Origin of the sequence: Streptomyces sp. NPDC048484 (assembly GCF_040651415.1) — a bacterium.
In the GTDB taxonomy this organism is placed as follows: Bacteria; Actinomycetota; Actinomycetes; order Streptomycetales; family Streptomycetaceae; genus Streptomyces.
This window is the reverse complement of the sequence record NZ_JBEZJY010000004.1, coordinates 1-11,817: the sequence shown is the minus strand read 5'-3', so window position 1 is coordinate 11,817 and position 11,817 is coordinate 1. Positions and strand designations below refer to the sequence as shown.

The 11,817-nt window shown below is 68.9% G+C and carries 12 protein-coding genes and 1 rRNA gene; 3 read left to right on the top strand and 10 right to left on the bottom strand.

What is annotated here, in order from left to right; all coding sequences use genetic code 11:
• Positions 1 to 108: 108 nt before the first annotated feature.
• Positions 109 to 408, bottom strand: a complete 300-nt coding sequence (locus AB0D14_RS04770) for a glutaredoxin family protein (protein ID WP_362774711.1) — start codon at positions 406 to 408, stop codon at positions 109 to 111.
• Positions 409 to 575: 167 nt separating this feature from the next.
• On the opposite strand from AB0D14_RS04770, the gene AB0D14_RS04765 reads away from it, so the two are divergent.
• The 3 genes from AB0D14_RS04765 to AB0D14_RS04755 all read left to right on the top strand — a co-directional run bounded on the left by AB0D14_RS04765 (position 576) and on the right by AB0D14_RS04755 (position 4,204).
• Positions 576 to 1,514 carry an HAD-IB family hydrolase gene (locus tag AB0D14_RS04765; RefSeq protein WP_362774708.1) on the top strand — a complete coding sequence of 313 codons (939 nt, stop codon included), beginning with the start codon at positions 576 to 578 and terminating at the stop codon, positions 1,512 to 1,514.
• A gap of 379 nt (positions 1,515 to 1,893) precedes the next feature.
• Complete coding sequence (locus tag AB0D14_RS04760; protein WP_107020822.1) at positions 1,894 to 2,670, top strand: ECF subfamily RNA polymerase sigma factor, BldN family; 777 nt, start codon at positions 1,894 to 1,896, stop codon at positions 2,668 to 2,670.
• 304 nt (positions 2,671 to 2,974) lie between these two features.
• Positions 2,975 to 4,204 carry a DUF5667 domain-containing protein gene (locus AB0D14_RS04755; protein ID WP_362774705.1) on the top strand — a complete coding sequence of 410 codons (1,230 nt, stop codon included), beginning with the start codon at positions 2,975 to 2,977 and terminating at the stop codon, positions 4,202 to 4,204.
• An 89-nt stretch (positions 4,205 to 4,293) separates the two neighbouring features.
• On the opposite strand, the gene AB0D14_RS04750 is transcribed toward AB0D14_RS04755, so the two are convergent.
• From AB0D14_RS04750 to rrf, 9 genes are all read right to left on the bottom strand, one after another.
• Positions 4,294 to 5,355 carry a lysophospholipid acyltransferase family protein gene (locus AB0D14_RS04750; RefSeq protein WP_362774702.1) on the bottom strand — a complete coding sequence of 354 codons (1,062 nt, stop codon included), beginning with the start codon at positions 5,353 to 5,355 and terminating at the stop codon, positions 4,294 to 4,296.
• A gap of 14 nt (positions 5,356 to 5,369) precedes the next feature.
• On the bottom strand, positions 5,370 to 6,431 hold the full coding sequence (locus AB0D14_RS04745) for an NAD-dependent epimerase/dehydratase family protein (RefSeq protein WP_362774700.1): 1,062 nt from the start codon (positions 6,429 to 6,431) through the stop codon (positions 5,370 to 5,372).
• 388 nt (positions 6,432 to 6,819) lie between these two features.
• Positions 6,820 to 6,918, bottom strand: a complete 99-nt coding sequence (locus tag AB0D14_RS04740) for an AURKAIP1/COX24 domain-containing protein (protein ID WP_003948845.1) — start codon at positions 6,916 to 6,918, stop codon at positions 6,820 to 6,822.
• Positions 6,919 to 7,083: 165 nt separating this feature from the next.
• Positions 7,084 to 7,293, bottom strand: coding sequence for a helix-turn-helix domain-containing protein (locus AB0D14_RS04735; protein ID WP_093781815.1), 210 nt, complete (start codon positions 7,291 to 7,293; stop codon positions 7,084 to 7,086).
• A gap of 129 nt (positions 7,294 to 7,422) precedes the next feature.
• Positions 7,423 to 8,238, bottom strand: a complete 816-nt coding sequence (locus AB0D14_RS04730) for a phosphatase (RefSeq protein ID WP_362774697.1) — start codon at positions 8,236 to 8,238, stop codon at positions 7,423 to 7,425.
• A 240-nt stretch (positions 8,239 to 8,478) separates the two neighbouring features.
• Complete coding sequence (locus tag AB0D14_RS04725; RefSeq protein WP_362774694.1) at positions 8,479 to 9,651, bottom strand: acetoin utilization protein AcuC; 1,173 nt, start codon at positions 9,649 to 9,651, stop codon at positions 8,479 to 8,481.
• Positions 9,602 to 10,864 (bottom strand): MFS transporter, encoded by a 1,263-nt coding sequence (locus tag AB0D14_RS04720; RefSeq protein ID WP_362774691.1) that lies wholly within the window; start codon positions 10,862 to 10,864, stop codon positions 9,602 to 9,604. The genes AB0D14_RS04725 and AB0D14_RS04720 overlap by 50 nt, the downstream gene beginning before the upstream one ends.
• A gap of 103 nt (positions 10,865 to 10,967) precedes the next feature.
• Positions 10,968 to 11,615, bottom strand: coding sequence for an HAD family hydrolase (locus AB0D14_RS04715; protein ID WP_362774688.1), 648 nt, complete (start codon positions 11,613 to 11,615; stop codon positions 10,968 to 10,970).
• Positions 11,616 to 11,729: 114 nt separating this feature from the next.
• Positions 11,730 to 11,817 (bottom strand): 5S ribosomal RNA (gene rrf, locus AB0D14_RS04710); the annotation flags it as partial.

Below are 11,817 nucleotides of genomic sequence, written 5' to 3'. Positions count from 1 at the left end.
GAGTCCGAACCGCCCTCGATCCTAAGTGACTTTCCGGCCCCGTTGGGCTGCTCGTGCCGCGACAGGTCAGGCCACGGCCCGATTACTCATGCGACCCGGCAGCCACACCTACGCGGTGAGCGCCCGCCGCAGCCGCGCCTCGTCCACCCGCCAGAACGTGTGCTGCGCCCCGTCCACCAGCACCACCGGGATCTGCTCCCAGTACTCCCGGTGCAGTCCGGCGTCCTGGGTGATGTCCTTCTTCTCCCAGGGGACCCCGAGATCACCGCAGACCTTCTCGACGACCGCCTGTGCGTCTTCACACAGATGACAGTCGGGCTTGCCGATCAGGGTGACCAGCCGCTCCTGCGGCATCTTCTTCTCCGCACGGCGCTCCGCACGCCGAAAAATGGGACTCATACCAGCCATTCTCCCGCGCTCCGGTGGCACCCCCGTCAGGTGCGCGGGGCTGCCGCGCCGGCGGCTCCGCCGCGGGGACGCGGGAGTGAGTTCTTTAACGGCACAGTCGCAGAGAGTTCACGGCATCCGAACCTCCCGGCTCCAGAAGCACCGAACAAACTGGCTATGCTCACGCCATGGCCGCTCTCGGATGGCTCACTCCTCGTAGGCGCTCCGCGACCGCGCGCAGCGTGCTGGCAGGCGAGGCCTCGGCTGAGGCAGCGCGCAAGACCTCCCAGGAACTGGAGGAGCTCGCTCAGGAAGCCGCGCCCGGAACCGGCGAACCGGAGTTCCCGGTCTACGGCGACGACCAGGCCGCCGCGTTCTTCGACCTGGACAACACCGTGATGCAGGGCGCCGCGATCTTCCACTTCGGCCGCGGCCTCTACAAGCGGAAGTTCTTCGAGTCCCGCGACCTGTACCGGTTCGCCTGGCAGCAGGCCTGGTTCCGGCTGGCCGGGATCGAGGACCCCGAGCACATGCAGGACGCCCGCGACTCCGCGCTGTCCATCGTCAAGGGCCACCGCGTCGCCGAACTGATGTCGATCGGCGAGGAGATCTACGACGAGTACATGGCCGAGCGCATCTGGCCCGGCACCCGCGCGCTGGCCCAGGCCCACCTGGACGCGGGCCAGAAGGTGTGGCTCGTCACGGCCGCCCCGGTCGAGATCGCCACGGTGATCGCCCGCCGCCTCGGCCTGACCGGCGCGCTCGGCACGGTCGCGGAATCGGTGGACGGCGTCTACACCGGCAAGCTCGTCGGCGAACCGCTGCACGGCCCCGCCAAAGCGGAGGCGGTACGCGCCCTCGCCGCGGCGGAGGGCCTGGACCTCGGCCGCTGCGCCGCGTACAGCGACTCCCACAACGACATCCCGATGCTGTCGCTGGTCGGGCACCCCTACGCGATCAACCCGGACGCCAAGCTCCGCAAGCACGCCCGCACCCTCGACTGGCGGCTGCGCGACTACCGCACGGGCCGCAAGGCCGCGAAGGTCGGCATCCCCGCGGCGGCCGGAGTCGGCGCGGTCGCGGGCGGCACCGCCGCCGCCATCGCTCTGCACCGCCGTCGCCGCTAGTCGCCGCCAGCCGCCGCCAGTCGCCGCCCGCACTGCGGGCGTGGTTGCCGACTGCGTGCCGACTGCGTGCCGGCTGCGGCAATCCGGGTGTTCTACCCGCACGCCACCCCCGCCAGTCACGTTGACGGCACCCGGCCACAACACGCCCTGGACTCAGACGGAACGCGAACCGTTTTGCTCAACAACCGGTCACCATCCGACACTTGAGCGGGTGTCATTCGGTTACAGAAGCGACGTAATCGATGATTTGAGCAACTGGGTGTAGCACTGCCTGTACGAAGCGTTATTCTCCTCAGACGCATAACGGGCCCCACTCTTCGCTACGAAGGGTGAACGGTCCGGTACTGCACGTGATGGAAGCTCTGCCTCTGGGAGTCCCGTGTACCCACACGTCGGGGTTGACGCCTCGGGCCTGGCTACGCTGCGCGCAACGGTCCTCGACCGCTTGCGCGGCTTCGTCCCCACCGCGTACGCCGTCCCCGCCCTCGCTGTCTCCGTCGCGCCCGTCGGCCCGTGCTACGCACTGGCCGAAGGCAGCGCGGCGGTCGGCAGACGAGGACGTTCGAGCGCGCCAGCCACCCCCGCACGCCGCCCGGCCGCAGACAGTGACAGCGCCCGGATGATGGATCTCGTGGAGCGCGCACAGGCCGGTGAGGCCGAGGCCTTCGGCCGGCTCTACGACCAGTACAGCGACACCGTGTACCGCTACATCTACTACCGCGTCGGCGGAAAGGCGACCGCGGAAGACCTCACGAGCGAGACGTTCCTGCGCGCACTGCGCCGCATCGGGACGTTCACCTGGCAGGGCCGTGACTTCGGTGCCTGGCTGGTCACCATCGCCCGCAACCTCGTCGCGGACCACTTCAAGTCGAGCCGCTTCCGGCTCGAAGTGACCACCGGCGAGATGCTCGACGCCAACGAGGTCGAGCGCTCCCCCGAGGACTCCGTCCTGGAGTCCCTCTCGAACGCGGCACTGCTGGACGCCGTACGCCGCCTCAACCCCCAGCAGCAGGAGTGCGTGACCCTGCGATTCCTCCAGGGCCTCTCGGTCGCCGAGACCGCCCGCGTCATGGGCAAGAACGAGGGCGCGATCAAGACCCTCCAGTACCGGGCGGTGCGCACCCTGGCCCGGCTCCTCCCGGAAGACGCCCGCTGAGACCCCGTACCCCGCAGGCTCCACGCCAAGCGGCCGGCCCGCCGGGCCGGGCTCCGCACGACCACGTATGGATCCATACGCTCAGCGACTCTCAACTCACCCTCCGTGAAAGTCTGTTGGCTTCGCGGTCCGATCATCCGTCGTCCGTAACCCAAGTGCCGAGCCGCTCGTTGTGCGGGATACAGGCTCCCTGTGGTCACGCCCTGACCGTCTTCGATCACCCGATCGAGCAGACGCGGTCAGGGGGTGCAACCCTCAGGACCCCCTGGGGAGCCGACCGTCATGACGAGAGGAGGTGCCGCCAGTGATCGCGAACGTATCGGCGCACCGGCGGACGAACGCCTTCGCCCAGGCCCTGGAGGAGCAGTCCGACAGGGGCACGGCGGCCGAGCAGTCCGAAGGACCCGCTCCGGCCGTCGCGGACCGGTCCGAGGAGAGCCGGATGCTGTCCCTGGCGACCGGCCTCGGTGAGCTGCCCAAACCGAAGATGGACCCCGAGGTCAAGGTGGTCCAGCGGGCCCAGCTGGTGGCCGCGATGGAGGCCATGCTGCTGGAGGGCACAGCCGCAGGAGGCGAAAGGACGGGGCCTTCGGTCCCCGAGCAACGGTTCCGTCAGGGCAGAGGCGCGCACAGGGCGACCGGACTGGGGAAACTGCGGCCCCGTTCCCGGCTGTCGAAGGGGCTCGCCGCGGGCGGACTCACCGTGGGTGTGGCCGCCGGAGCCTTCAGCGGGGTCGCCGCTGCCAGTTCCGACGCCCTGCCCGGTGACTCGCTCTACGGGCTCAAGCGCGGCATGGAGGACCTCAAGCTGGGCATGGCCGGCGACAGCAGCGACCGCGGCGAGCTCTACCTCGACCAGGCCTCCACCCGGCTGAGCGAGGCGCGCCGCCTGATGGATCGCGGCCACTCGGGCCCCCTGGACCACGAGTCCCTGGGCGAGATCCGGCGCACGCTGTCGGGCATGCAGCACGACGTCTCCGAGGGCCACCGCCTACTGCACGAGGCCTATGAGCGGGACCCGGACTCCCTGGGCCCCATCCAGACGCTCTCCGCCTTCTCGCAGTCGCACCGCGACGCCTGGGGCGCCCTGCGCGACCAGCTGCCCGTCCAGCTCGGCGACGTCAGCCGCCAGGTCAGCTCGGTCTTCGACGCCATAGACGAAGAGGTCGACCCGCTGCGTGCGCTGCTCCCGCAGCCGCCCGCGCCGGCGGGTACCGGCCGTCACCGCGGCGCGAGTTCGGACTCCACCGGCTCCGCCCGTTCGGACCGCCCGGCCTCGCCCAGGGCCACCGGCGGCAACTCGTCCGACGGTCCCAGAGCCGGCAGCGGCAAACCCAAGCCGTCCACGTCCGTGACGGAGGACGACGGCCTGATCGGCGGCAACACGGGCGGCCTCCTCGACCCGCCCGAGGCCGACACCAGCGCCGCCCCGTCGGGCAAGGACACCCCGTTGCCCGAACCGGACGTGACCCTGCCGCCCCTGCTCCCTGGCCTGCTCCCGGGCCTGGGCATCGACAGCGAGAACGCGGACTAGGTTCCGCCGATACGTGGATGGGGTGCCCCATGCCGGCAAGGGGCACCCCATCCACGTAAACGGAGCCGTAAAAGAAGCAAAGAAGAAGGTCAGAAGAAAACCGAACGCCGCTGCACCAGCAGTTTGTAGAGCGTGTGCTGGATCTGCTCCCGTACCTGGTCCGTCAGGTTGAACATCAGCATCGGGTCCTCGGCCGCCTCCGGCGGATAGCCGTCCGTGAGGATCGGCTCGCCGAACTGGATCGTCCACTTGGTCGGGAGCGGAACCGCGCCCAGCGGGCCGAGCAGCGGAAAGGTCGGCGTGATCGGGAAGTACGGGAACCCGAGCAGTCGCGCGAGGGTCTTCGCGTTGCCGATCATCGGGTAGATCTCCTCCGCGCCCACGATCGAGCAGGGAATGATCGGCGTGCCCTGCCGGAGCGCGGTCGACACGAACCCGCCGCGGCCGAAGCGCTGGAGCTTGTAGCGCTCACTGAACGGCTTGCCGATGCCCTTAAAGCCCTCCGGCATCACTCCGACCAGTTCGCCGCGCTGCAGGAGGCGTTCGGCGTCCTCCGCGCACGCGAGGGTGTGCCCCGCCTTGCGTGCCAGCCCGTTGACCACGGGAAGCATGAAGACCAGGTCGGCCGCGAGCAGCCGCAGGTGCCGGTTCTCGGGGTGGTTGTCGTGGACCGCGACCTGCATCATCAGGCCGTCCAGCGGCAGCGTCCCCGAGTGGTTGGCGACGATCAGCGCCCCGCCCTCCGACGGGATGTTCTCGATGCCCTTCACCTCCACGCGGAAGTACTTCTCGTAGAGGGGGCGCACCAGCGACATCAGGACCTGCTCGGTGAGCTCCTGGTCGTACCCGAAGTCGTCGACCTCGTACTCGCCCGTCAGACGCCGCCGCAGGAACGACAGACCGCCGGCGATGCGCCGCTCCCAGCCATCGCCCTGCGGCTTCTCCACGGCGGCCGATTCAGCAGCCGGTTCCTCACGCGTCACAGGAACATCATCCTGCTGAATCGTTCGTGCGGGCAGGGGCTGGACCTCGTGAACCGCCGCGGGCTCGCCCCTGCGCCTGCTCCCCACGTTCCGACGCCGCGCCGGCCGCTGTACGGCACTCGCGCGGGACCGGTCGTCGTCAAACGGAATGACCTTGGCGTCCGCCATCGTTGATGCGCTCCTCAGTTGGCGCTCTGCGTACGGGAGTGGCCACCGCTCAGCGCGGGCAGTGCGGCGATCCGGTCGACGGCCCCGCCAAGGACCTCGGGGGGCAGCAGTCCGGGACCCCGGCTGCGGGCGAAGTCCGCGAACGCCTCGGCCGTCGAGAATTTCGGCCGGTACCCGAGCGTCTCGCGCATCTGGTTCGTCGCCACGACCCGGCCATGGGTGAGCAGCCTCAACTGCTCGGGGGAGAAGTCCGTCATGCCCACCGTACGCAGTGCGGAGCCCACCCAGCTGATCGCCGGCATCAGCACCGGGACCGTGGGCCGGCCCAGCCTGCGCGCGCACTGCGAGAGCAGCAGGACACCGTCGCCGGTGATGTTGAACGTGCCGCTGTTGAGCGTGCCCCGCTCCGGCTCGTGCGACGCGATCCGCAGTACGTCGATCACGTCGTCCTCGTGCACGAACTGCAGCCGCGGGTCGTAGCCAAGGACCGTCGGCAGAACAGGCAGCGAGAAATACGCGGCGAGCGGTGTGTCCGCGCTCGGCCCGAGGATGTTCGCGAACCGCAGTACGCACACGGCGACGTCGGGCCTGCGCCGCGCGAAACCGCGTACGTACCCCTCGACCTCGACCGTGTCCTTCGCGAAGCCTCCGCTGGGCAGCGACTTGGGCGAGGTCGTCTCGGTGAAGACGGCCGGGTCACGGGGCGCGGACCCGTAGACGTTCGTGCTGGACTTCACCACCAGCCGCTTGACCGTCGACGACTTCTGACAGGCACCGAGCAGCTGCATGGTGCCGATGACGTTGGTCTCCTTGACCGAGGTCCGGCTGCCGCCGCCCAGCGGGGTGGCCGTCACGTCCAGGTGCACCACCGTGTCCACGGAGTGCTCGGCCAGCAGCCTGGCGAGGGTGGGCTGCCTTATGTCGGCCCGTACGAAATCCGCTCCGCCCAGATGATGTTCGGGCGCGACCGCGTCCACGGCGACCACCCGGTCCACCTCGGGGTCACGCTGGATCCGTCGTACGAACCGGCCCCCCAGCTGACGGGCCACTCCGGTCACGAGCACGACCTTCCCCAAGATCAGCGCCTTCCTTCCAGCCGTCGACGTCACCCTGCTCGTACTCTGCCGTGTTCCCCGTGACGGTCACGTTAGCGGGTCGGTGTTGCGCTGTGGTGACTGCCCGATGCTCGAAGTGACGGCATCCCCGAACATACGATCAGAGCAAGCCATTCGCGGGACAGAACATACGCTCAGACATACGCACAGCGTTCGTACCGCCGGACGGTGTGCGCCCGCGAACGGTCGCGGGCGGCAGCCGCAACGGGCGGCCGGTGCGCGGTCACGGGCGGCCTGTGGACGTATACGACTGTGGCCCCCCACCGGTCGGTGGGGGGCCACAGAGCGCACTGTCGCGGCGTCGCCCACGCCCCGCTTTCGCGTGATGGACGACCGCCGCCTGTCGCGACTACTTCTTGTTGCGACGCTGAACGCGAGTGCGCTTGAGCAGCTTGCGGTGCTTCTTCTTGGCCATCCGCTTACGCCGCTTCTTGATAACAGAGCCCACGACTACCCTCGCTCACTTCTCTTTACTCGTTGCTGGGCTGCATGGGCCCACACGACTTATGAGGGGCCAGCCTACCCGTCTGAGCGCCGAGGTTGTAATCGAGGGGTTCCGGGTGAAATCCCGGGGACGCGATCGAGCCGCCCCCGGGGCTCCTCCGGACCGCCGTCAGGCTGTCTCGACCCCCACGTAGGACTCGCGGAGGTACTCGTGAACCGCTTGCTCCGGGACGCGGAATGACCTCCCCACCCGGATCGCGGGCAGATGACCACTGTGCACCAAGCGGTACACGGTCATCTTCGACACTCGCATCACCGAGGCGACTTCCGCCACGGTAAGGAACTGAACCTCGTTCAGAGGCCTCTCGCCAGCAGCCATGACACACCTGAACCTTCCGCACTCGACGGTCACCGGCTTCCCCTTCCGGTGACACTTCGTCGTTGCGTGCTCACTCCCCAGAGTAGGGGCGGGTGATGCGAGTGGGGAAGAGGAGCCCCCATCGGCGGCCTACTGTGACAGACACGCTCGATTGAGTACATAGCGAGTAAGCGGTCGGTAGTAATCAGACCGCACAGCGTCATCAAGTGGAACGACGACGGACACCCGCCCCTCTGCCTCTCCGACGAACAGCGCGGGATCGTCGGTGTCACCCAGGCCGATGGCCTCGAACCCCAGCTGACCTGCCCCGCAGACCCATCCGTGGTCTCCCACCACGAGTTCCGGAAGAGGCCCGCCGGCGTCCGCCGCGGCGGCCAGAGCGGCACGAACCGGGAGGGGGGAGTGTGTGTGCGCGCCGGTCTCGTGACCGGCGCCCTGGGCCCCGGGTTCCCGCACCAGCGCGACTCCTCGTACGTAGTCAAGGTTGTACGTGCGTAGGCCGAACCGGGTCGTTATGTCGACAGAGTGACCATGCGCGGGGGCGAGGACGGCACACCCCGCCGCCGACAGAGCGTCCGCGAGAGCGGCGTAGAAACCGATCAGACGATGCGGATGTCCGGTGCCGAGCAGCACCGGGGAACGGTTCCGCGCGGCTTCCGCAAGCCGCCCCGCGAAGGCGTCGAGCGCCGCGAGAGTCCGCTCGGGATCGATCACATCAGGCCCGGACGTATGTCGCGGATCGCCGGATACGCCACATCTTTCCGCCATCAGAGCGATCAGATCAGGCTGCTTCCAGGTCCATTCAGGATCGAGCCCGATCGTCACCCGCGGATCCCGAGCCTCGAACAGCCGATAACTCCTGAGACTCACTTCGCGCGAGGTGGCCACAGCCCCGGCCAGCCTCGCCGCCAGCAGATGCGCCCGCAACGCTCCGGTACTCAACACGCCCCGATGGTGCCGCATATGCCACGCCGCCGCCCCCAAAACGGCAAAAACGCCGCACAGTTGGCGTAACAGCGGCAGCCCCTTCAGCCCGTCCGGCGTTTGAGGACGAGCGCGTTCAGCGCGATCGCGGGGGTCTGGGGGCGGCAGCCCCCAGGTACGGGACGGGAAAGGGCGGAGGGGGCGAAAAAAGGCCGGTGAGCTCTCCGTCCAGGGGAGGCCGGTGAGCTCCCCGCCCAGGGGCTACGCCAACAGCCCCCGCAGCGGAAACACCGCCCGCCGCGCGGCCAGCACGGCCTGGTCCAACCGATCCGCGGGGTCGTACCCCGCTTCCCACCTCATGAACTCCACGGGCCACCGCCCGTCAGTCATCCGCGCGGGCCCCAACTGCCGCGTACGAGCGAACACTTCCTGCCGCCAGCTCTCGGGAACGACGGACTCGGGCGCCACCTCCCGCCCCGCGGCGATCGCCACCAGATGCGTCCAGGACCGCGGCACGACGTCCACCACGGCGTACCCGCCCCCGCCGAGCGCGACCCACCGCCCGTCGGCGTACTCGTGCGCCAGCTCATGACAGGCGACCTGCACGGCCCGCTGAGCATCCAGCGACACGGCGAGATGAGCGAGCGGATCCTCGAAGTGCGTATCGGCGCCGTGCTGAGTGACCAGCACCTGCGGCCGGAAGTCGGCGATCAGCTCCGGCACCACGGAGTGAAAGGCCCGCAGCCACCCCGCGTCCCCGGTCCCGGCCGGCAGCGCCACATTCACGGCGGAGCCCTCCGCCCCCGCGGCCCCGGTCTCCTCGGGCCACCCCGTCTGCGGGAACAGCGTCCGCGGATGCTCGTGCAACGACACCGTCAGGACCCGCGGGTCCTCCCAGAACGCGGCCTGCACACCGTCTCCGTGGTGCACGTCCACATCCACGTACGCGACCCGCTCCGCCCCGAGCTCCAGCAGCCGGGCGATGGCCAGCGAGGCGTCGTTGTAGATGCAGAACCCGGAAGCGCCCCCGGGCATCGCGTGGTGCAGTCCGCCCGCGAAGTTCACCGCGTGCAGCGCTTCGCCCCGCCACACGGCTTCGGCGGCACCCACCGACTGCCCGGCGATCAGGGCGGACACCTCGTGCATACCGGCGAAGGCGGGATCATCCATGGTCCCCAGGCCGTACGCCCCGTCAGCGGCCCGGGGATCCACGGAAGCGGCCTTGACCGCCTCGACGTAGTCCTCTCTGTGCACCAGCCGCAAGGTGGAGTCCCCGGCGGGCTTGGCCGCGACGACATCCACCTCCCTATCGAGCCCGAAGGCATCGACCAGTCGCCGGGTCAGCGCCAGCCGGACCGGATCCATCGGATGATCCGGACCGAAGTCATAGCCCGTTACTGCCTCGTCCCACATCAGCTGTGCGCGGCCGCTCATGCCCGTCACCGTATCCGGAAGGTTCAGAAGCGAACGACCGGGCGTAGAACAGTGTCACGAGCACCAACGCCATCGGCATGAGGATCGCCCCCCGATAGCTCCACGTATCGCCCAGAACCCCCACCAGGGGAGAACCGATCAGGAACCCCACATAGTTGAAGATGTTCAGCCGGGCGACGGCCGCGTCCGCCGCCCCGGGGAACAGCCTTCCCGCCGCTGCGAAGGTCTGCGGCACGATCACACACAGCCCGAACCCCACGAGAGTGAACCCGAGTATCCCGACCCAGGCGCCCGGAGCCCCCGCCACGATCGCGAACCCCACGGCCGCGACCACCGTCCCCACCCGTACGACCGCCACGGCCCCGAACCGCCGCACCCCGAAGTCGCCCACGGCCCGCCCGAGCAGCGTGGTGACCATATAGACGTTGTACGGAACGGTCGCCAGCTGTTCCGAACTGCCGAGCACGTCCTGCAGATACTTGGCACTCCAGTTGGAGACGGTCGAATCGCCGATGTACGCGAAGGCCATCACCAGACACAGCGGCAGCAGCAGCTTGAGTCCTACGCCCGCACCGCCCCCACCGCCCGCCTCGCCCCCACCACCGGCACCGTCCAGTGCGTCGTCCTCGACCCGGTCCTGGGCCTTCTCGGGCTCGCCCCCGTCGACGTACCACCGGCTCCCCGCAAGGACGGCGGGCAGCAGCACCAGCACGACGGGCAGATACGACAGGAACAACGCCAGATCCCAGTGCGCCCCCGCCCACGCGAGCGAGGCCCCGACGATCCCACCGAGGCTGAACGCGGCATGGAACCCGAGCATGATGCTGCGCCCGTAGGCGTGCTGGAGCCTCACCCCGAGCATGTTCATGGACGCGTCGAGCGCTCCGAGGGCCAGCCCGAAGGCGGCGAGCGAGAGTCCCAGCTCCCACAGGTCCTCACCGGCCCCGACCCCGAGCAGCGCGAGCAGCACAACCGGCTGCGACCACCGCAGTACGCGACTCGGCGGAACCCGCTTCACCAGCTGCTCGGTGCACACGCTGCCGACCCCGGCGAGGATCGGCACGGCGGCTAGGTAGGCGGGCAGCAGCGCGTCAGACACTGCGTAACGGTCCTGGATCGCCGGAATCCGCGTCACGAGCAGCGCAAAGGCGACGCCCTGGACGAGGAAGCCGAACGCCAACGAGGCCCGGCCGCGCCGGAGCACATCTGTCATGGCGGCTCAGCGTAGGGCTCAGGCTTACTCGTGGGTAGATGAAGCAGAAGATGAATTTCACTCAGCTTCGAGAACTCGGCACCAAGAGCCTGCATCGACCGGGTCAGATCTGCAGCAGTTCCATCAGTTCGCTCATCCCTCCGAAGAGCCGGTCTGCCCCCGTCAGCCGCTCCGCAGGGGTCATCGCCGTGAAGCCGTACACGTCCATCCCCGCCGCGACGGCTGCCCGCACCCCGAGCGGACTGTCCTCGACGACAAGGCACTTCTCCGGAGGCACTCCCATCCGCTCGGCCGCGTACAGGAACAGATCCGGCGCCGGCTTCCCCCGTCCGACATCCTGCGAACTGAAGACGCGTTCGTCGTCGAACCACCGGTCCAGCCCGGTCTTACGGTGCCCCACCCGGATCCGCTCATGGCTCCCGGACGACGCCACGCAGTACGGAACTCCGCCCGCGGCCAGCTTCTCCAGGACCTCCACGGCACCCGGCACCGGCTCCAGCTCCCTCTCGAACGCGGAGAACACGCGCCCGTGAAAGACGTCGTCGAAGTCGGCCGGCAGCCGCTCCCCGGTCCGCTCCTCGACCATGTCGTGTACGCGGTGCATGGCGGCCCCCATGTAGTCGCGCAGGGAGTCCTCGTACGAGGTGGGATGCCCCAGCTCGGTGAGATAGGCGGCGAGGAGTGTGTTGGAGATCGGCTCACTGTCCACGAGGACGCCGTCGTTGTCGAAGATCACCAGGTCGTAGCGCATAACAAGGACCCTAAACGCCCCCTGAATACCCCTGAGCGCCTTTGAGTACCTCTGAGCGCCTTTGAACGCAAAGAAGCCCCCGCACCGAGGTGCGGGGGCTTCTTTGTAATATTTGTTCGGCGGCGTCCTACTCTCCCACAGGGTCCCCCCTGCAGTACCATCGGCGCTGTAAGGCTTAGCTTCCGGGTTCGAAATGTAACCG